The organism is Pseudomonas sp. JUb52, from assembly GCF_004341115.1.
Taxonomy (GTDB): Bacteria; Pseudomonadota; Gammaproteobacteria; order Pseudomonadales; family Pseudomonadaceae; genus Chryseomonas; species Chryseomonas oryzihabitans.
The window spans coordinates 68,401-87,574 of record NZ_SLYS01000010.1 but is presented as its reverse complement, the minus strand read 5'-3'; the positions used below and the strand labels follow the sequence as shown (position 1 = coordinate 87,574).

At 68.1% G+C, this 19,174-nt stretch carries 17 protein-coding genes; 3 read left to right on the top strand and 14 right to left on the bottom strand.

Annotated elements, in window-relative coordinates; genetic code table 11:
* The 6 genes from EC839_RS17070 to EC839_RS17045 all read right to left on the bottom strand — a co-directional run bounded on the left by EC839_RS17070 (nucleotide 1) and on the right by EC839_RS17045 (nucleotide 7,636).
* Entirely contained in the window at nucleotides 1–903 is a 903-nt protein-coding gene (locus EC839_RS17070; RefSeq protein WP_132832915.1) for an ABC transporter permease, read from the bottom strand.
* The gene (locus EC839_RS17065) at nucleotides 900–1,856 is read right to left on the bottom strand and encodes an ABC transporter permease (RefSeq protein WP_007161786.1); all 957 of its coding nucleotides are present in this window, start codon (nucleotides 1,854–1,856) and stop codon (nucleotides 900–902) included. Before EC839_RS17065 ends, EC839_RS17070 begins: the two co-directional genes overlap by 4 nt.
* Before the next feature lie 71 nt (nucleotides 1,857–1,927).
* Nucleotides 1,928–3,565 carry an ABC transporter substrate-binding protein gene (locus EC839_RS17060; protein ID WP_007161787.1) on the bottom strand — a complete coding sequence of 546 codons (1,638 nt, stop codon included), beginning with the start codon at nucleotides 3,563–3,565 and terminating at the stop codon, nucleotides 1,928–1,930.
* Nucleotides 3,566–4,003: 438 nt separating this feature from the next.
* Nucleotides 4,004–5,296, bottom strand: a complete 1,293-nt coding sequence (locus EC839_RS17055) for an FAD-binding oxidoreductase (protein ID WP_007161788.1) — start codon at nucleotides 5,294–5,296, stop codon at nucleotides 4,004–4,006.
* A gap of 27 nt (nucleotides 5,297–5,323) precedes the next feature.
* On the bottom strand, nucleotides 5,324–5,995 hold the full coding sequence (locus EC839_RS17050; protein ID WP_007161789.1) for a haloacid dehalogenase type II: 672 nt from the start codon (nucleotides 5,993–5,995) through the stop codon (nucleotides 5,324–5,326).
* A 165-nt stretch (nucleotides 5,996–6,160) separates the two neighbouring features.
* The gene (locus EC839_RS17045; protein ID WP_007161790.1) at nucleotides 6,161–7,636 is read right to left on the bottom strand and encodes an aldehyde dehydrogenase; all 1,476 of its coding nucleotides are present in this window, start codon (nucleotides 7,634–7,636) and stop codon (nucleotides 6,161–6,163) included.
* A gap of 183 nt (nucleotides 7,637–7,819) precedes the next feature.
* Here EC839_RS17045 and EC839_RS17040 point away from each other — a divergent pair, with 183 nt between their 5' ends.
* Nucleotides 7,820–8,662 (top strand): GNAT family N-acetyltransferase, encoded by an 843-nt coding sequence (locus EC839_RS17040; RefSeq protein WP_007161791.1) that lies wholly within the window; start codon nucleotides 7,820–7,822, stop codon nucleotides 8,660–8,662.
* 87 nt (nucleotides 8,663–8,749) lie between these two features.
* Here the strand turns inward: EC839_RS17040 and EC839_RS17035 are convergent, their stop codons facing one another.
* The 7 genes from EC839_RS17035 to hmgA all read right to left on the bottom strand — a co-directional run bounded on the left by EC839_RS17035 (nucleotide 8,750) and on the right by hmgA (nucleotide 16,231).
* Entirely contained in the window at nucleotides 8,750–9,151 is a 402-nt protein-coding gene (locus EC839_RS17035) for a hypothetical protein (RefSeq protein WP_007161792.1), read from the bottom strand.
* 78 nt (nucleotides 9,152–9,229) lie between these two features.
* Nucleotides 9,230–10,366, bottom strand: coding sequence for a glycerate kinase (locus EC839_RS17030; protein ID WP_007161793.1), 1,137 nt, complete (start codon nucleotides 10,364–10,366; stop codon nucleotides 9,230–9,232).
* A gap of 82 nt (nucleotides 10,367–10,448) precedes the next feature.
* Nucleotides 10,449–11,543 carry a sugar diacid recognition domain-containing protein gene (locus EC839_RS17025; protein WP_007161794.1) on the bottom strand — a complete coding sequence of 365 codons (1,095 nt, stop codon included), beginning with the start codon at nucleotides 11,541–11,543 and terminating at the stop codon, nucleotides 10,449–10,451.
* Between the two features lie 93 nt (nucleotides 11,544–11,636).
* Nucleotides 11,637–12,716: a 4-hydroxyphenylpyruvate dioxygenase gene (hppD, locus tag EC839_RS17020; protein ID WP_007161795.1), complete on the bottom strand. Its 1,080-nt coding sequence runs from the start codon at nucleotides 12,714–12,716 to the stop codon at nucleotides 11,637–11,639.
* 137 nt (nucleotides 12,717–12,853) lie between these two features.
* Nucleotides 12,854–13,492: a maleylacetoacetate isomerase gene (gene maiA, locus EC839_RS17015; protein WP_007161797.1), complete on the bottom strand. Its 639-nt coding sequence runs from the start codon at nucleotides 13,490–13,492 to the stop codon at nucleotides 12,854–12,856.
* Between the two features lie 121 nt (nucleotides 13,493–13,613).
* The gene (gene fahA, locus EC839_RS17010; protein WP_007161798.1) at nucleotides 13,614–14,912 is read right to left on the bottom strand and encodes a fumarylacetoacetase; all 1,299 of its coding nucleotides are present in this window, start codon (nucleotides 14,910–14,912) and stop codon (nucleotides 13,614–13,616) included.
* Nucleotides 14,909–16,231 (bottom strand): homogentisate 1,2-dioxygenase, encoded by a 1,323-nt coding sequence (gene hmgA, locus EC839_RS17005; RefSeq protein ID WP_051119482.1) that lies wholly within the window; start codon nucleotides 16,229–16,231, stop codon nucleotides 14,909–14,911. Before hmgA ends, fahA begins: the two co-directional genes overlap by 4 nt.
* 98 nt (nucleotides 16,232–16,329) lie before the next feature.
* Between hmgA and EC839_RS17000 the strand changes: the two genes are divergently transcribed.
* Both EC839_RS17000 and EC839_RS16995 read left to right on the top strand, forming a co-directional pair.
* A complete protein-coding gene (locus EC839_RS17000) occupies nucleotides 16,330–17,109 on the top strand; it encodes an IclR family transcriptional regulator (RefSeq protein ID WP_039976112.1) in 780 nt (259 codons plus the stop codon).
* Between the two features lie 168 nt (nucleotides 17,110–17,277).
* Nucleotides 17,278–18,309 (top strand): diguanylate cyclase, encoded by a 1,032-nt coding sequence (locus EC839_RS16995; RefSeq protein WP_007161801.1) that lies wholly within the window; start codon nucleotides 17,278–17,280, stop codon nucleotides 18,307–18,309.
* 13 nt (nucleotides 18,310–18,322) lie between these two features.
* Here EC839_RS16995 and EC839_RS25055 read toward each other — a convergent pair whose 3' ends face one another.
* Entirely contained in the window at nucleotides 18,323–19,099 is a 777-nt protein-coding gene (locus EC839_RS25055; protein WP_371100803.1) for a methyl-accepting chemotaxis protein, read from the bottom strand.
* Nucleotides 19,100–19,174: the final 75 nt, after the last annotated feature.

Genomic DNA, 19,174 nt, shown 5'->3' with positions numbered 1-19,174 from the left:
TCAGCGCCCTCCCCGGCGACGCGCGCCGAACCGGTCGATGAGCAGGTTGACGCCCACGGTCAGGGTGCCGATCGCCAGCGCCGGCATCAGCACCGCCGGGGCGCCGTCGGCCAGACCGCCGATGTTTTCCCGCACCAGGGAGCCGAGGTCGGCGTTCGGTGGTTGCACGCCGAGGCCGAGAAAGCTCATGCCGCTGAGCAGCAGCACGATGTAGACGAATCTCAGGCCCAGGTCGGTGAGCAGCGGCAGGCGCATATTGGGCAGCATCTCGCGCAGGGCGATGTACAGCCGGCCTTCGCCGCGGGTGCGGGCGACCTGGACGTACTCCAGCTCGGTGAGGTTCATCGCCAGGCTGCGGGCGATGCGATAGCAGCCGGGGGCATAGCCCACCACCGCCATGACGATCAGCAGCGGTACCGAAGAGCCGAACGCCGAGACCATCACCAGCGCCAGCATCTTGCTCGGCAGGGAGATCAGCGCATCGATCAGCCGCGACAGCGGCTCGTCCACCCAGCGTCCGGAGAGTGCCGCCAGCAGACCGAGGCCGGTGCCCAGGACGCAGGCCAGCACCGCCGCCACCAGCGCCAGGCCCACGGTGAAACGGGCGCCGTCGAGGATGCGGCTGAGCACGTCGCGGCCCAGGTAGTCGGTGCCCAGCAGGTGCGCCGGGCTATAGCTGGCCAGTACCGCGCTGTCGCCCAGGGCGCCAGGGTCATAGGGGGCCAGCCAGGCGCCGAACAGCGCGATGAACAGCCAGAAGGCCACCAGGACGCCGCCGATGATGCCGGTCAGGGACCAGCGGCTGCGCCGACGGGTCCGCGGCGGTGACAGCTGGGCGTCGAGCGTCTTGCCATCCACCGGCACGACGGACGCGGCACGTACGGGAATCACGGGTCGGGTCATAGCGTTCTCAGCCTCGGATTGGACAGGATGGCGCAGAGGTCCGCCAGGGTCATGAGCACCAGGTAGGCGCAGCAGAACAGCATGGCGCAGGCCTGGATCAGCGGCAGGTCGCGACTGGCGACGCCGTCCACCATCAGCTGGGCGATGCCCGGGTAGTTGAAGATGGTCTCGACGATCACCACCCCGCCCATCAGGTAGGAAAGACTCAGGGCGATGGAGTTGGCGATGGGGCCCACGGCATTGGGCAAGGCATGGCGCAGCACGGCGCGTACCGGACCGACGCCCTTAAGCCGGGCCATCTCCACATAGGGACTCTGCAGTTGCTCCACCAGGGCGGCGCGGGTCATCCGCGCCATCTGCGCCACGATCACGCAGCACAGGGTGCCCACCGGCAGCGCATAGGCGCGCAGGAAGTCCAGGGGGCCGTCGATGTCGTGGGCGAAGGTCAGCGCCGAGGTCCACTGCAGGTGCACGGCGAAGACCAGCACCGCCAGGGTCGCCACCAGGAATTCCGGCACCGCGACGATGCCCAGGGTAAAGACGTTGAGGGCGCGGTCCAGGCGACCGCCGGCGTTCATCGCCGAGGCGATGCCCAGGCCCAGCGCCAGGGGTACCGACACAAGCGCGGTGACCCCGGCCAGCATCAGGGAGCCGCCCAGTCGATCGCCGATCATGGCGGAGATGGGCATCTGGCTGGCCAGCGACTGGCCGAGATCACCGTGCAGGAGACCGCTCAGCCAGTGGACGTAGCGCAGCAGCGCCGGCTGGTCGAGGCCCATCTGGGCCCGCAGCGCGGCGACCTGCTCGGGCAGCGCGAACTGGCCCAGCGCCTGCTGCGCGGCATCGCCCGGCAACAGCGCGGAGACGAAGAACACCAGCAACGAGACGATGAGCAGGGTCAGCAACCCGCCCCCGAGGCGTCTGGCGATGAGGGAAAAGACGGAAAGGTCCAAAGCCACCTCCTGCTTGAGCGTGGAGCGGCGAGCCGGTCACTGCGGAGCGACTCGCCGTGAGGCAACGAGCGTCAGGCCTCCAGCCAGACGTGCTCGGCGAACATGTAACCCATGAAGCCGCCGATGGGGATGATTCCGTAGCCACCGAGCTTGGGCGAATGGGCATCGATGGAGCTGGTGAAGATCGGCAGGCCGATGCCGCTGTGCTGGTGGATCAGCAGCTGCATGTCGGCGTACATCTGCTTGCGCTTGGCGACATCCGTCTCGCCGCGGGAGGCCACCAGCAACTGGTCGAATTGTTCGTTTTTCCAACCGGATTCGTTCCAGGGCGCATCGGACTTGAAGAATTGCGACAGCAGGATGTTGGCGGTGGGCCGGGCGTTGATGTTGCCGAAGCCCAGTGGATCCTTCATCCAGTGGTTGTCCCAGTAGCCGTCGGCGCTGACCCGATTGACCATCAGGTTGAGGCCGGCCTGGCGCGCCGACTGCTGCAGCACCAGCGCCATCTCGTTGGCGTTGTCGGCGGCGGTGGAGGTCACCAGCGGCATCCGCGCGCCGGCGATGCCGGCCTTCTGGAAGAGGAACTTGGCCTTGTCCGGATCGTAGGGTCGCTGGGGCAGATCCGCCGCGTAATAAGGTGTGCCCGGCATGATCGGCTGGTCGTTGCCGATGGTGCCGTAGCCAAGGAACACCGACTTGAGGATCTGCTCGCGATCGAACAGCAGCTTCATGCCCTCGACTACGTTGGGATCGTTGAACGGCCGGTTGGGAATGCGCATGATCAGGTCGGTGTAGCCACCCGAGGTGTTGGCCACCACCTTGAGCTTGCCGCTCTGCTTGAGGCGGTCGGCGGAACGCGGATCCACCGAGACGGTGAGCTGGACGTCGCCCGCCAGCAGGGCATTGACCCGCGAAGGCTCGTCGCCGATGCCGATCAGCTCGATCTCGTCCAGATAGGGCTTGCCGGACTTCCAGTAGTTCTCATTGCGGACGCCCACGGTGCGCACGCCCGGTTTGAATTCCTTGACCTTGAAGGGTCCGGTGCCGTTGGCGGTGGAGAAATCCTTGGTGCCGTCGGCGATGATCAGGAACGGCGAGATGGCCAGAACCGCGGGCAGCTCGGAGTTCGGCGACACCAAGCGGATGCGCACCTCGTCGGGGGCCACCGCGGTGACCTCGGCGAATTGATCGGCCAGGGCCTTGACCTTGGAACCCACCGCCGGGTCCTTGTGGCGCAACAGCGAGTAGACGACGTCGGCGCTGTCGAAGGTCTTGCCGTTGTGGAATTGCACACCCTGGCGCAGCTTGATCGTCCAGGTCAGGGCGTCCTGGGTATCGAAACTCGTGGCCAGCGCCATCTGGGGTTCGAGGTGGCTGTCGAAGACGGTCAGACCGTTGTAGAAGAAGTATTGCCGGGCATAGTCGCCCGAGAAGGCGCCGCGGGCCGGATCGAGCGTATCGGCGGTGGACGACCCGGCCGCGGCGGCGCGCACCCGACCGCCACGGCGCGGGGTGCCGCTGACCGAATCTTCTGCGGCGAACGCCTGGCCGTCACGGCCGAGCAGACTGCCCACCCCGGTCGCCAGCAACCCGGCGGCGCCCAGCAGGCGCAGCGCATCGCGCCGCGACAGCCCCCGATGCAGGGCCTCGAAGGCCCGAACGCTTTCAGCAGCTCCTATCAGGGGACTTCCAGTCTTTTTCTCGGTCATGTCGGCTCGCTCGTTGGGGGCTCGGTCACCAGTCCGTACACCCCTCCCCGGGCGCACGGCGCTGTCCTTTTGGCCGCCTGGTCATGCGGCCTGGTTCATTACAGCACCGGCCCCTCGCCGATTACCGTCGAATTGCCCCTGCGGCGAGACAGAAAAGACCGTTTTGACCAAGCCGCTCAGCATTGTTTGCGGTGTGCGTCGCGACGGCGCATCAGGGCCCGCCATGCCCGTCTTTGGCGCGCTGGCGCGGCGTTTCGCTTGGGGTAACGGAGCGCGGTGCGGACCGCGAAGAGAGGCTGGATGCCGCGAGAACCTCGCGGTGGCAGCAGTTTCTGCGCAGCGCTGCCAGTCGGCGCCCGACGGGCTGCGGAAACGCAAAACCGCCCGCGCAGGCACTGCGCATGGCAGGGCCTGGGCGGGCGGTTGCGGGAGCGACGGCTAGTGCAGGCGATCCTGGACCCGGTAATACAACCCTACCAGCGGCAGGAACCAGGGCTTGCCGAAGTGGCCGGGAATGGCCGGCCAGTCCAGCACCCGCCAGGGGTTGGCCTGGCTGCGCCCTTCCAGCACCTCGGCCATCACCCGGCCCATGTGCACCGACATCTGCACCCCGTGGCCGCTGTAGCCCATGGCGTAGAACAGGCCATCCTGCTCGCCGGCCCGGGGCAGGCGGTCGGCGGTCATGTCCACCAGACCGCCCCAGCAATAGTCGATGGGTGTCTGGGCCAGGCCGGGAAACAGCTGGCCCAGGGCGTTGCGCAGCACGGCGCCGCTCTTGGCGTCCTGGCGCGGATCGGACAGGGCGAAACGCGCCCGCCCGCCAAAGATCAGCCGGTGATCCGGCGTGGTGCGGAAATAGTTGCCGATGATGCGGCTGGTGACATAGGTGCGCCGATTGGGCAGCAGTTCGTCCAGCTGCGCCTTGGGCAGCGGCGCCGTGGCGATGATGAAGCTGCCCACCGAGGCGATGCGGCGACGAAACCACTGGAAGGGGCCGACGCTGGCGTTGCCCGTGGCCACCAGCACCTGGCGGGCGCGCAACTCGCCCTTGGCGCTGATCACCCGAAAGCTGCCATCGGGCAGGCGCTGCAGATCGCTCACCGCCGCGCCCTCGTAGACCTGGGCGCCCCGCCGCACCGCCGCCTCGGCCAGCCCCACGCCAAAGCGGCCCATATGCATCTGGGCACCGTTGTGCTGCAGCAACCCCCCATGGAAATCGTCGGATGCCACCTCGACCCGCACCTGGGCGGCGCTGAGCAGTTCGACCTGTGGATCCACCTCCTGGCGGATCAGTTCGCAGGTGCGCGCGAGGTTGTCGTAGTGCTGCGGCTTGGCCGCCAGCTTGAGCTTGCCGGCCTTGTGGAAGTCGCAGGCGATGCTCTCTTCGGCGATCACCGCCTCGACGCTGGCCACCGCATCGGCATAGGCCTGGTAGAAGGCCCGGGCCTTTTCGGCGCCCAGGCTGGCGTGCAGGGCCGCGTAGTCCTGGGCGACGCCGGTGTTGCAGTGGCCACCGTTGCGCCCGGAGGCTTCGCCGATCACCCGACCGGCCTCCAGCACCGCCACGCTGGCACCGCGCCGGCGCAGGGCGACGGCCGCGGAGAGCCCGGTGAAGCCGCCGCCGATGATGGCGACATCCACCTCGCCCGCCACCGGCCCCGGGGTGGCCCCGGTAAAGCCCGGCGCGGTCGCGAGCCAGTAGGAATCGGACGATGCTGGGCCAAGACTCATGGGCGGGCGCTCCGGCAGCTCAGGGGGTTATTCGAGACCGACGACCGCGGCCAGGCCGCCGATGTCCTTGATCTCGGTGTTGCTGTAGAAAGGCGTGCTCGGCTCATGGCCGCGATTCACGAACACCTTGTTCTTGATGTTCATGTAGTCGGCCGGAATGAGGTCGTAGCGAAAGCTAGACGACACGTGCAGCACGTCTTCCGGACCGCAGCCGAGGTTGTCCAGCATGTATTCGAAGGCCTGCAGGCGCGGCTTGTAGGCCTGGCCCTGCTCGGCGGTGAAGACGCGGTGGAAGGGCACGCCCAGCTTGTCGACGTTGGACATGATCTGCTCGTCGGCGGCGTTGGAATAGATCACCAGCGGGATCTTGTCGGCGATCTTGGCCAGGCCTGCGGTCACGTCCGGATGCGGCCCCCAGCTCGGCACCGCCTCGTAGTAGGCATTGGCCTCGGCGTCGGTGAAGGAGATGCCCCAGCGCTTGCAGGTACGCTCCACCGCCGAGTACAGCACCTCCGAATAGGGTTTCCAGGCGCCAAGCACCTCGTCGAAGCGATAGCCGTTGAAGTCCTTGCAGAACTGGTCCATCGCCTCGGCCGGAATGCGGTCGGCGAACATCTCGCGGGCCATGTCGGACATGCGGAAACGGGTCAGGGTGCCGTAGCAGTCGAAGGTGATGTACTTGGGCCGAAAGGCGGTCATGGCAAGGGTCCTTTGACAGGGGTCGTGGGTGAGAGGCCGGGGCGCCGGTGGCGTCCCTGGCAAGCATTACAGCACCGGCGGGCCTGACAGTTGTCCGCTTTCAGGCGCCGCGGGAGACAGAAAAAACCGTTTTAGCGGTGAGGCCCAGCATTGTTTGCGGCGACCTCAGGAGTGCTCCAGATCGATCAGCACGCTCTTGCTGCGCAGGGTCGCCTCATAGGCGGCGCGACCCAGGTCCTTGCCGATGCCGGATCTCTTGTAGCCGCCGGTGGGAATGATCCAGTCGTGGCTGCGGCCATAGCGATTGACCCAGACCGTACCGGCTTCCAGCGCCCGCGTCAGGCGCAACGCCCGCCCGAGATCGGCAGTGTGCACCCCGGCGGCCAGGCCGTAGGTGGGGTGGTCGGCCAGGGCCAGCGCCTCGGCTTCATCGTCGAACACCTGCACGGTCAGCACCGGGCCAAAGATCTCTTCACGCACCGCGGGGTTGTCGGCCTCGACTCCGGTGATCAGCGTCGGCTGATAGTAGGCGCCGCCCAGTCCCTCCTCCAGGGCGCCACCGACCAGGATCTCCGCGCCGGCCGCCCGGCTGCGCGAGACGATGTCCTGGATGCGCTGGCCCTGGCGGTGGGAAATGATCGGCGCCAGGGTGGCCTCCGCCGACCAGGTCGGCCCCGGGCGCAAGGCGGCGAAGGCCGCCTGGATGCCCTCCAGCATCGGCTCCAGGGCGGCCCGCTGGACCAGCAGCCGCGAGCCCGAGACGCACACCTGGCCGGCGTTGCCGGTGATGGCGGCGGCCACGCTGCGGGCGGTACGGGCCAGATCCGGGGCGTCGGCGAACACCAGCTGCGGACTCTTGCCGCCCAGCTCCAGGGTCACCGGCTTGGGCCCGCTTTCGGCGCAGGCGGTCATGATGGCGGTACCGGTCCCGGTGGAACCGGTAAAGGTGACCTTGCCGATGTGCGGATGGCGGCACAGGGCGTCGCCGGTGGTCCGACCATCACCCTGGACCACGCTGAGGATGCCAGCGGGCAGACCCGCCAGGACGGCCAATTCGGCCAGGCGCAGGATGGAGAACGGCGTCAGCTCCGACGGCTTGATCACCACGGCATTGCCGGCGGCGAGCGCCGGCGCCATCTTCCAGCCGGCCATGCTCAGGGGGAAATTCCAGGGCGCGACGGCGCCCACCACGCCGTAAGGTTCGGTGATCTGCAGCCCCAGGTGACTGGTGGCGGTGGCCGCCACCTCGCCGCCGTGCTTGTCGGCGAATTCGGCGAAGAAGCGGATGCCCTCGGCCACATAGGGGATGTCCCAGGCCAGCACCTCGCGCAGCGGACGGGTCGAACCCACCGCCTCCAGCGGGCCGAGGATCTCGCAATCGGCTTCGACAAGATCGGCCCAGCGGCGCATCACCCGCGCCCGCTCGCGCGGCGGCCGGCTGGCCCAGTCGCTGGCCTTCCAGGCACGCCAGGTGCCCTCCACCACCTCGTCCACCAGGTCCGCCGAGGCACACGGCAGGCCGCTCTGGAAGCCGCCATCGGAAGGCCGGAACACCTCCAGTTCGGCGCGGGCGTCGCGGATGCGCCCCCCGCTGAAATGGGCACAACGAACCGCAACTTCTCTGGGGTCGAACGAGGCCATGGCGCGCTCCGCTAGGGCTGTGGGCATGGCCCCATGCTAGGCGCGCGGGTCGCCATCTTTTGCCGAACTGGCAGGGGCCTTCGGCGCCGCGCAGTGGCGCGTCCGCCCCTCGGCAACCGATTCTGCCGTCGCGGCTTGCTAGGCTGACGCCTGAATCAGCCAGACCCGAATCGGAGCCCTGCCGTGTCCCATGCCATCCTAAGACCCCTGCGCGAAACCGACCTCGCCACCGCCCACCAGCTGTCCCAGGCGCTGCACTGGCCCCATCGCCCGGAAGACTGGCAGTGCCTGTTCCACACCGGCGAAGGCCTGGTGCTGGAAGACGACCAGGGCGTGTTCGGCACCGGGTTCTGCGTGCCCCAGGGCGACTTCGCCACCATCGGCCTGGTGATCGTCGCCGACAGTCACCAGGGCCAGGGCCATGGCCGCCGCCTCATGGACGGCCTGCTGCAACTGGCCGGCAACCGCACGCCCCTGCTGGTCGCCACCCTGCGCGGCGCCCCGCTCTACCGCAGCCAGGGCTTCGACTCCTATGAGCGCATCTATCAGCACCAGGTGGCGAGTCTGCCGGCCATGGCTGAGCGTCAGCCACTGGAAGGCCAGGTCCGCGAGCTGAGTCCGGCCGCGGCGCCGCAGCTGGAGACCCTCGCCCAGGCGGCTACCGGCCTGGACCGCAGCGCCCTGCTGCAGGAATTGCTGCCCCAGGCCGAGCGCATCGTCGGCCTGGAACTGGAAGGCCAGCTGCGCGGCTTCGCCCTGCTGCGCCCCTACGGCCGCGGCCTGTCGGTCGGCCCGGTGATCGCCGAATCCACCGACCAGGCCAAGGCGCTGATCCTCGCCCTGCTGCGCCACGCCGAAGGGCGCTATATGAGATTCGACGTGACGGCCCGCAGCGGTCTCAATCCCTGGCTGAGCGAAATCGGCGTTCCCCAGGTCGATGAGGTCGAGCAGATGGCCCGTGGCAAGGCGCCGCTGTCGCGCGATGGCCTGGATCAGTTTGCGCTGCTGACTCAGGCGCTTGGGTGAACAGGCAATCAGCCCAAACTGGACGTCACACCTGAGCCGAATGAGCCCGGTAATTGGCTCATCTGGTGAGCCGATTAGCCGGTTCACCTAACGCCACTCGCACCCTGCCACACGGTTGCAACTGGTGCGGGCGCGGTCGCCTTGGGACGTGGAGAAGCGACTGATGACGTTCCAGCCCAGCTGCCGGGTACGGCCCAGCCAGAGATTGCCGTCGCTGGTCAGGCCGCTGAAGAACTGCAGCCGTCCCAGGCGGGTGCTGGTCTGGGCCCATGACAGACCTGAAACCGGATCGTAGCCACGCATCAGGGTGTCGTTGCCCTGGACCGCCACCCCGTACCACCCCCCCTGCCCGTCCTGGCAACGCAGCACGAAGGCGCTGCGCACGCAGGTGTTGGCCGGTTTGAGACTGGGAATGGCCGCCTGGACGACAGGCACCAGCAGCAGAGTCGCGGCCAGCAGGCCGGTACGCAGGAGTGCAGACGAGGTCATAGCGGTAGTCGGTCGGGGCGGGACGCCCAGCATGAGGTAAATCCCGCAGCCCTGCCAGCCACCCCGACCCCTCTGGGGCTAGCCTTTCGCCGCCTGCCACAGCCGACCGATATCGCGAGCGGTGCGTTCCAGCAGTCCCTCGGCCTGGGCCAGGGCCTCTTCCAGGCTGAGCGGGCCCGGTACCAGGCTGAAGGCGGCGGCGAGGCCCTGTTGATAGAGGGCGTCGTAGCCTTCGCCCAGCGAGCCGGCCACGGCCACCACCGGTACGCCGTGGCGCTGGGCCAGGCGCAGTACGCCTGCCGGGGTCTTGCCCCTCAGGGTCTGGCCGTCCAGCCGCCCTTCCCCGGTCACCGCCAGATCGGCGCCCTGCAGGGCTTCTTCCAGACCCACCAGTTCCGCGACCACCTCGATGCCGGGGCGAAACGTCGCCTGGAGAAAGGCCAGGGCGGCAAAGCCGACGCCACCGGCGGCGCCGGCACCCGGCTGCTCGCTGACATCACGGCCCAGGGTCGCGGCGGTGACCGTGGCGAAATGCGCCAGGGCCGCGTCCAGCTCCCGCACCTGCTCGGGCGAGGCGCCCTTCTGCGGTCCGAAGATCTGGCTGGCCCCCTGGGGGCCACAGAGCGGATTGTCGACGTCGGCGGCGATGACCACCTCCACCGCCGCCAGGCGCGGATGCAGGCCCGTCACGTCCAGGCTGGCCAGGGAGGACAGGGCCGCACCGCCCGGTGCCAGCGCCTGGCCCTGCCCGTCCAGCAGCCGGACGCCCAGGGCCTGGAGCACGCCCGCGCCGCCGTCGTTGGTGGCGCTGCCGCCGATGGCCAGCACCAGGCGCTCGGCGCCGGCATCCAGGGCGGCGCGCAGGAGCTCGCCGGTCCCGTGTGAGGTGGCGACCCGCACGTCGCGGCGGGCCCTGGGCACTAGTTCCAGGCCGCTGGCGCTGGCCATCTCGACGAAGGCGGTGCGCTGCTCGGCCAGCCAGCCCCAGCGGGCGGTCACCGGCTCGCCCAGGGGACCGGTCACCCGCGCCTCGCGCACCTCACCGCCGGTCGCGGCGAGTACGGCATCCAGGGTGCCTTCGCCGCCGTCGCCCAGGGGGCATTCGCGGATTTCCGCCGCGGGCAGGGCCTGGCGCAGGCCACGGGCCAGGGCGCTGGCGACACCGGCGGCGGACAGGCTTTCCTTGAAGGAATCGGGAGCGATGACGATTTTCATGGGGCGATTCTCCGTTGTTATGCGCCGAGTGTTTCCTGGATCGGGAACGGCAGCAACGGGACAGACGCCCAGTCTCGACAGGTCAGGACTGTGAATTCGCCCAGCCCTGATCCCATAGCAGCAAGGCGCAATACAGCTCGGTGGCGTCCGCGAAACGGCGTGGATCCCGCCCGGTCAGCGCCTGGATCCGTTCCAGCCGATGCCGCAGCCCATTGCGATGCAGCCCCAGCGCCTCGGCGCAGGCCTGGGGGCTGGCGTCCTGGGCGAACCAGCTGCGCAGCGTCGCCAGCAGCTGGCCGTCGCGATCGGCGCGGCGCAGTCTCGCAAGCGGTTCCAGCAGCCAGGCGCCGCGAGCGCACTCGGCCTGACCCTGCAGCCAGGTCGGCAGGGCCAGATCGTCCAGCGTCACCCGGATGAGGTCGGGCTGCAGGCGCCTGGCGACTGTCAGCAGGTCCAGCGCCCGCCGGGTCGTCTCGGCCAGCCCCGTCCAGGGTCGCGGCTCGGGGATCCAGGCGCTGCGCCGCAATGACCAGCCCTGCCCCGGCAATTCCTCCAGCAGCGCCTCGGGCACTTGCGCGCCGGGTCGATACCAGAGCCATTGCCGCTCTTCATGGGGCAGGCACCAGCTATCGACGCTGCGCTGCTGCGCCCAGTCGCCAAAACCCGGCGCCGGCACGGCGAACTCCAGCAGCAGCACGTCCCGCGGCAGGACCGGCTTCAGGCCGAGCAGCGTGGCATGGCGCCCCAGTTCGGGCGCGGCACCGGGCGCGAGCAGTTGACGCAGCAGCGGCGTGGTCATGCACGCGGTCGCGGGCGGCTGCCCTGCCGCCTGCTCGATGAGCATTTCCGCGGTCAGGCGCAGGAGTTCGGCGGGCAGGCGCAGCTGCTCGGCGTCCTCCCCGGATACGCCAAGCACGCCCACCAGTTCGCCCTGGTGATACAGCGGCAGATTGATACCGGCCTGGGCACCCGCCAATCCCGCGGCAGCACTGGCATCCAGCGCCATCGCGCGGCCTTCGGCGATGACCTGCCGCGCCCCGGCATGGTGGCTGAACAGCCGCGTCGGATCGCCCGAGCCGATGATCAGCCCGGACGCATCCATGACATTGACGTTGCCGGGCAGGATGCGCATGGCGCGTTCGACGATTTCCTGCGCCAGGGTCTGGCTCAGCTCCATGGCCACCTCGGAGGTTGAAGGACGCCGGCATGGCGCGCCGTCACCTTAGAGGCGCCTCCACCGCTGGGCAAGCCGGTGGAGCTACGGGAGGGGCTACGCCGAGGTACTCAGCACGCCACGGCGTACCTGGTCGCGCTCGATGGATTCGAACAGTGCCTTGAAGTTGCCTTCGCCAAAGCCGGTATCGCCCTTGCGCTGGATGAACTCGAAGAACACCGGCCCCAGCAGGGTCTGAGAGAAGATCTGCAGCAGCAGGCGACGCTCGCCACCCTCGGAGGTACCGTCGAGCAGGATGCCGCGGGCTTTCAGCGCCTCCACCGGTTCGCCATGGTTGGGCACCCGGCCTTCGAGCATCTCGTAGTAGGTCTCCGGCGGCGCGGTCATGAAGCGGGTACCAAAGGCCTTGAGCCGATCCCAGGTGGCCACCAGGTCATCGGTGAGAAAGGCCACGTGCTGGATGCCCTCGCCGTTGAACTGCATGAGGAATTCCTCGATCTGCCCGGCTCCCTTGGAGGACTCCTCGTTGAGCGGGATACGCACCAGGCCGTCCGGTGCGGTCATGGCCTTGGAGGTCAGGCCGGTGTACTCGCCCTTGATGTCGAAGTAGCGCAACTCGCGGAAGTTGAACAGCCGCTCGTAGAAGTCGGCCCAGTAGGCCATGCGCCCGCGATAGACGTTATGGGTCAGGTGATCGATGACCTTGAGCCCGGCACCCACCGGCTTGCGCTCGACCCCGTCCAGGAACACGAAGTCGATGTCATAGATGGAGCTGCCCTCCTCGTAGCGATCGATGAGGTACAGCGGCGCGCCGCCGATACCCTTGATCGCCGGCAGGCGCAATTCCATCGGTCCGGTGGGCATGTCCACCGCCTGGGCGCCCAGCTCCAGCGCCTTGGCATAGGCGTGGTGGGAGTCGCGGCAGCGAAAGGCCATGCCGCAGACCGAGGGGCCGTGTTCGGCGGCGAAATAGGCGGCGTGGCCGGTCTTTTCGCGATTGACGATGGCGTTGATGTCGCCCTGGCGAAACAGCACCACGTCCTTGGATCTGTGGTTGGCGACGTGGCTGAAGCCAAGGCTTTCCAGCACGGGTTCGATGACGTTGGGCGTGGGCGAGGCGAATTCGATGAACTCGAAACCCATGAGGCCCATGGGATTTTCAAACAGATCGGCCATGATTGGCTCCTTGACGGGTGACGTGATGGTCGTGGTCGGTAACCTGGGCTAGCAGCCCGTCAAGGGCGGTGCGCAGGAAATGCCGCGCACGCTGCGCGCCAGGAAGTCACCCAGGATCATCTGACAGCCGAGCAGCTTCATGAGGTCACCCGCACCGGGGCATCGGGCTGCGCCTCGGGGTGTGCCTGCTGGAAGGCCGGATGCGCACTGGCCAGGGCCTCCACCCGCTGGAGGCGTGGATAGGGCGCCAGGTCCACCTGGAAGCGCCGCGCCGCATGGAGCTGCGGCAGCAGATAGACATCCGCCAGCCCCACCTCGCCGAAACAGAAGCCACTGGCTCCGATCTGCGCCTCCACCGCCGCCAGGCCCTCGCCGATCCAGTGCGAGATCCAGTCGAGCACGACCGGCTCTTCCAGGCCCAGGCCGCGCAGGCGGTTGAGCACCGAGACGTTGTGCAGCGGATGGACATCGCAGGCGATCAGGGCGGCGACACCCCGATGGCGGGCGCGCAGCAGCGGATCGGCCGGCAGCAAGGGCACGGCCGGATAGCGCTCTTCCAGGTATTCGAGGATGGCGGGCGACTGGATCAGCACCTCGCCGCTGTCGAGGCGCAGGCTGGGCAGCCGCCCCTGGGCATTGAGCGCGCGGTAGGCCGGCTGGTGCTGCTCGCCGGCCAGCAGATTGACCGGTACGGCTCGGTAGTCCAACCCCTTCAGCGCCAGGGCCAGGCGGACCCGGTAGGACGAGGTCGAACGGTAATAGGTGAAGAGGTCCATCGACACTGCCCCGCGCTTGCCTTTCGGCTTCTTATTATGCGTAAGCTGATTACGTTAAGTGGAATCTGCGCCGGCCCGGATGGCTTGTCAATGCCGCCCGGGTCGGCCAATACCCGCTCGTCTAGTCTGCCGCCACTACCCGACCGCGACATTCGCCGAAGCCGATCGTGGGCAGTCCGGCTCGCTGACAGCGCGCCCGGAGGATGACCTCATCACCGTCTTCCAGAAAGGTACGGGTCTCGCCACCCGGCAGCTGCAACGGCTGCTTGCCGGCTTGGGTGAGCTCCAGCAGGCTGCCGCAGCTGCCGGCGTCCGGCCCGGACAGGGTGCCCGAACCAAAGAAGTCACCGGGCTGCAGGGCGCAGCCATTGACGGTGTGATGGGCCACCATCTGCGCCACCGTCCAGTACATGTTCAGGGTGTTGCTCAGGGCGATCCGCTGGGCGGGCACCCCCTGCTCCGCCATGCGCGGCGTGCGCAGCAGCACCTCCAGCTCGATGTCCAGGGCGCCCTGGGCCTGGTCATGCTCGTCGTACAGATAGGGCAAGGGCTGGGGATCCCCGGCGGGTCGTGCCGGCTGCGCCTGCCGATAAGGGGCCAGGGCTTCCGCGGTCACGACCCACGGCGACAGGGTGCTGGCGAAACTCTTCGACAGGAAGGGCCCCAGGGGCTGGTATTCCCAGGCCTGGATGTCTCGCGCCGACCAGTCGTTGAGCAGGCAGAAGCCGGCGATATGCTCGGCGGCGTCACCGATGGCAATGGATTCGCCCTGGGCATTGCCCGGACCGATCCAGATGCCCAGCTCCAGTTCGTAGTCCAGCCGTCGGCAGGGCCCGAACACGGGCGCCTCCTGTCCGGGCGGCAGCGTCTGCCCCTTGGGCCGCCGGAACGCCTCGCCAGAGACCCCGAGGGTCGAGGCGCGGCCATGGTAGGCAATGGGGACGTGCTTGTAGTTGGGCAGCAGCGGATTGTCCGGGCGGAACAGCCGACCGATCTGGGTGGCATGGTGGATGCCGACATAGAAGTCGGTGTAGTCGCCGACCCGCGCGGGCAGGTGCATCCGGCAGGCGCCCTGGGGCACCAGCAGGTGCTCGCCCAGCTCCTCGAGATGCTCGCGTTGCGGATGGTCGGCGCGCAGCAGCGCCTGCAGGGCCTGGCGCAAGGCGACCCGCGCCGGCCGGCCGGCGGCGAAGAAGGCATTGAGCGTCTCCCGGGCGGCCAGTTCGGCGGCCCGCTGGGCCTCGCCACGGAACAGCCCGGCTTCGAGGGCGAAGCCCAGGTCGAGGATGAAGTCACCCACGGCCACGCCGCCGCGGGGCGTCTCTTCGCCGCGACTGAACACCCCCAGCGGCAGGTTGTGCAGGGAGAAATCCGCATGGCCGTTGGCCGAGGCCACCCAGCTGGGCAATTCGTGGGTCATGCCGATTCTCCCGCGCCGGGCGCGACAAAGGTCTTGGTGAGGCCTGCCCAGCAGGCGTCGTAGTCGGGCTGCAGCAGCGGCGAGGCCAGGGCGTGACGGGTCGGCCGCAGGACACGCCCGGTTTCGAACATGAAGGCCATGGTGTTCTCGATCCTGTGCGGCCGCAGGTCGGCGGCGATGGCGTTCCGGGTGGACACCTCGTCCGGGCCATGGGCGCTCATGCAGCCGTGCAGCGAGGCGCCGCCCGGCGCGAAACCATCGGCCTTGGCGTCGTAGGCGCCCTGGATCAGGCCCATGAATTCGTTCATCAGGTTGCGATGGAACCAGGGCGGCCTGAAGGTGTTTTCCGCAACCATCCAGCGCGGCGGAAAGATCACGAAGTCAATGTTGGCCACCCCCTCGCTGGCGCCCGGGGCCGTCAGCACGGTGAAGATCGATGGATCGGGGTGATCGAAACTCACCGTACCCAGGGTATTGAAGCGGCGCAGGTCGTATTTGTAGGGCACGTTGTTGCCATGCCAGGCGACCACGTCCAGTGGCGAGTGATCCAGCTCGGTCTCCCAGAGTTCGCCGAGAAATTTCTGCACCAGCCGGGTGGGTGCTTCGAGATCCTCGAAGCGGGCCACGGGTGCCTGGAAATCCCGCGGATTGGCCAGACCGTTGCTGCCGATCGGGCCCAGCTCGGGCAGCCGCAGGGAGCGCCCGTGGTTTTCGCAGACATAACCCCGTATCGGCTCGCCCGCTACCACCTTGACCCGGAATTTCATTCCGCGTGGAATCACCGCGATCTCCAGCGGTTCGAGGCGCAGCAGACCCAGTTCGGTCACCAGCTCCAGGCGTCCCTGCTCCGGCACGATCAGCAATTCCCCGTCGGCGTCGTAGAAGACGGCGGTCATGCTGGCATTGGCGGCATAGCGATAGAGGCTGACGCCTTCGGCCTGGTCGGCTGCGGCGGTGGCGACGATCCGCTCCAGGCCGGCGAGAAAATCGGTGGCGACTGCCGGGATCGGCAAGGGATTCCAGCGCAGGCGATTGGGTGTGGGGGCGCCCAGGTCCGCGCCGGTCAACTGGCCGGTGCAGCGCTCGAAGCGGCCATGGGCGGCCGACGGCCTGAGCCGATACAGCCAGGAGCGTCGGGCCTCGTGGCGCGGCACGGTAAAGGCCGTGCCGGAGAGTTGCTCGGCATAGAGACCGAAGGGCGCGCGTTGCGGCGAGTTCTGTCCGATCGGCAGGGCACCTGGCAGCGCCTCGGTACTGAAGTGATTGCCAAAGCCGGACTGGTAGCTCACTGGCGGTGCTGCTTGTTCTTGTTGGTTCAACGGGGCCACCCATTATGCGTAATAGGTTTACGCAAAAAGTAAATTGAACCTGACGGAGCGTCAAGCTATAACGCTGCCTTTCCACGGCGATCGAATCGATGACAGACATTCCCGAAGCAGCACCCCCACGGCGGCAGAAGGTGCAGGCGGCCGAGGTCGGCACCGATATCCTCAAGGCCCTCGCCGAGCTGGCACCCTCCACATCGCTGTCGCGCCTGGCCAGCCACCTGGACATGCCCGCCAGCAAGGTGCATCGCTACCTGCAGGCGCTGATCGCCAGCGGTTTCGCCGAGCAGGATCCACGAACCAATCACTACGGACTCGGCCAGGCCGCCCTCTTCGTCGGTCTGGCCGCCCTGGGTCGACTGGATGTGGTGAAGCTGGCGGCGCCGGTGCTGGCCGACCTGCGCGACGAGGTCGGCGAGACCTGCTTTCTGGCGGTCTGGGGCAACAAGGGGCCGACGGTGGTGCTGGTGGAACAGGCGGTGCGCGCCGTCACCCTGGTGACCCAGGTCGGTTCGGTGCTGCCGCTGCTGGGCTCGTCCACGGGCCTGGTGTTCAACACCTTCCTGCCGGATGTCGAGACCGCGGCGTTGCGTGCGGAAGAGCTGCGCCAACCGGCTGCGCCCAGCGCAGCGACCCTGGCGGAGGCCGCGCGCCAGCTAAGGGACACCCATATCCAGCCGGTGCACGGCCTGTTGATGGCGGGGGTCAATGCCCTCTCCGCGCCGCTGCTCGGAGCCGGCGGCCGGCTGGCCGGCGTCCTGACCGTGGTCGGTGCCGCGCCAGGCTTCCAGGCCGAGGTCGAAGGCCCCGCCGCGCTGCATCTGCGGGCAGCCGCCCAGGCCATCAGCGGGCGGCTGGGCGGAAAGCTCTGACGATTGGCGTCGCAGTGCAGCCGTCAGGAGCGCCGATGGTCGCGGCGGCGCTCCGCTTGATCCTTTCTACCCTCCATTCGGCTAAAGGATCCCCCAGACTGGCCGTTTGCCATTAAGCTTACTGTTAGCGCGTTTATCATTGGCGCACTGCTTTATGGTGATCCCTTCATGAGTGCTCTTTCCTATCGTGATCGCAACCAGGCTCTCAACGACTCCCTGGGCAAATTCTGGCAGGTCGCCAAACCCGTGGTTCAGGCGGCCATGGCCATTCATGTGGCTCTGCTGGTCATTTTCATCCTGCTCGACCAGCGCCTGATGGCCTGGGCCAATGTGCTCAGCGTAGCCGCCTATGTGGGCTGCCTGGCCGCCCTGCGCCAGCGGCGCTATCGCATCGCCAGCCTGACCATGAGTTGCGAGATCGTAGCCCACGCCTGGATCGCCACCTGGCAGCTCGGCTGGGACAGCAACTTCCACTACTACGTGCTGTGCATCCTGCCGATCGTCATCTACAACTACCGCACCGCGCCGATCCGCCATCTGCTGCTGGTCACCGCCATCCTGGTGACCCTGGCGGGCGGCTATCTGCTGCACCCACCCGCGACCCTCGCGCCCCTGGCGATGAAGCTGTTCGGCACCATCAACATCATCAGTGCCCTGGGTCTGTTGCTCTACGGCACCGGCGCCTCCTTCCACCACAGCACCAAGATGCAGCTGGACCTGCTGCACTCCGCCAGCCACGACAGCCTCACCAACCTCTACAACCGGCGGCGAATTCTCGACCAGGCGGAAAAGCGCAGTGGCGTGAGTGGCAGCCTCATCCTCTTCGACGTGGATCACTTCAAGCACATCAATGATCGCTTCGGCCACGATTGCGGCGATCTGGTGCTGCAGGGGATCGCCGACGTCATCCGCCGCGAGGTACGCCATTCGGATCTGGCAGCGCGCTGGGGCGGCGAGGAATTCCTGGTGCTGCTGCCCCAGGCGCAGGCCGAGGTGGCCTGGGGCGTGGCGGAGCGGATCCGCCAGCGAATGATCGAGGTGACTCAGTCCCTCGAACGCGGTCCCGCGCGGGTCACGGCGACCCTGGCGGTGTGCGAGATTCGCGACTGCGAAGCCTTCGCCAGCGCCCTGGAACGCGCCGACCGGGCGCTCTATCGTGGCAAGCAGGAAGGCCGCGACCGGGTGATGCTGGCGGCCTGAATCCCCGGCCGCCCTAGACCACGAAGCGCTGCAGGGCGCCATGGAGATCGGCGGCCAGGGCGGACAGCTGCTGGCTGCTGGCACTGGTCTGCTGGGCGCCCGCGGCGGTCTGGTTCGCCGCGTCGCGGATCAGCGTCAGATTGCGATCGACCGCCGCCGTGGTAGCCGTCTGCTCTTCGGTGGCCGCGGCGATGGCGTCATTGCGCTGACCGATGGCGGTGATGGCCTGGGTGATGCCTTCCAGCACCTGCCAGGTGGCCTGGGCCTGGTCGCGGGTATGGCTGGCCTGGAGGCGACTCTGATCCAGGGCGATCACGGTCTTCTCGCTGACCTGCTGCATGCCGCCGATCAGGCCCTCGATCTCGCGGGTGGAGTCGCCCGTCCGGCTGGCCAGACCGCGCACCTCGTCGGCCACCACGGCAAAGCCACGCCCGGCCTCCCCGGCACGGGCCGCCTCGATGGCGGCATTGAGCGCCAGCAGGTTGGTCTGCTCGGCGACGTTGCGGATGACATCGAGCATCTTGCTGATGCCCTTGGATTGCGCGGCCAGCTGGTCCGCCTGGTTGGCCGCATCGTCCACATTGCCCACCAGCTGGGTGATGGCGGCCAGGGTCTGCTTGACCTGCGCCTGTCCCTGCTTGGCCTGATCGACACAGCGCTGCGATTCGGCCGAGGTGGAGGTCGCGTGCTCGCACACCGCCTGGACCGCCTGATTGAGCTGGGTGACGGCATTGGCCGCATGCTGGATATCGGTCGTCTGCTGCTCCAGGTTGCGGCAGCTGTCATCCATCACGGCGCTCACCTGGGTGGAGGCCGAGGCCAGCTGCTCGGAGGCATTGCCGGTGTGGGCCAGCACCTCGCGCAG

Bases quoted from the DNA above. Each gene is read 5' to 3' on its own strand.
- EC839_RS16995 (WP_007161801.1), top strand. From the start codon at position 17,278: ATGAGTGCTCTTTCCTATCGTGATCGCAACCAGGCTCTCAACGACTCC.
- EC839_RS17030 (WP_007161793.1), bottom strand. From the start codon at position 10,366: ATGAAAATCGTCATCGCTCCCGATTCCTTCAAGGAAAGCCTGTCCGCC.
- EC839_RS17000 (WP_039976112.1), top strand. From the start codon at position 16,330: ATGACAGACATTCCCGAAGCAGCACCCCCACGGCGGCAGAAGGTGCAG.
- EC839_RS25055 (WP_371100803.1), bottom strand. From the start codon at position 19,099: ATGGATGACAGCTGCCGCAACCTGGAGCAGCAGACGACCGATATCCAG.
- EC839_RS17035 (WP_007161792.1), bottom strand. From the start codon at position 9,151: ATGACCTCGTCTGCACTCCTGCGTACCGGCCTGCTGGCCGCGACTCTG.
- EC839_RS17070 (WP_132832915.1), bottom strand. From the start codon at position 903: ATGACCCGACCCGTGATTCCCGTACGTGCCGCGTCCGTCGTGCCGGTG.
- hppD (WP_007161795.1), bottom strand. From the start codon at position 12,716: ATGGCCGATCTGTTTGAAAATCCCATGGGCCTCATGGGTTTCGAGTTC.
- EC839_RS17025 (WP_007161794.1), bottom strand. From the start codon at position 11,543: ATGGAGCTGAGCCAGACCCTGGCGCAGGAAATCGTCGAACGCGCCATG.
- EC839_RS17045 (WP_007161790.1), bottom strand. From the start codon at position 7,636: ATGGCCTCGTTCGACCCCAGAGAAGTTGCGGTTCGTTGTGCCCATTTC.
- EC839_RS17055 (WP_007161788.1), bottom strand. From the start codon at position 5,296: ATGAGTCTTGGCCCAGCATCGTCCGATTCCTACTGGCTCGCGACCGCG.
- EC839_RS17060 (WP_007161787.1), bottom strand. From the start codon at position 3,565: ATGACCGAGAAAAAGACTGGAAGTCCCCTGATAGGAGCTGCTGAAAGC.
- maiA (WP_007161797.1), bottom strand. From the start codon at position 13,492: ATGGACCTCTTCACCTATTACCGTTCGACCTCGTCCTACCGGGTCCGC.
- EC839_RS17050 (WP_007161789.1), bottom strand. From the start codon at position 5,995: ATGACCGCCTTTCGGCCCAAGTACATCACCTTCGACTGCTACGGCACC.
- fahA (WP_007161798.1), bottom strand. From the start codon at position 14,912: ATGACCCACGAATTGCCCAGCTGGGTGGCCTCGGCCAACGGCCATGCG.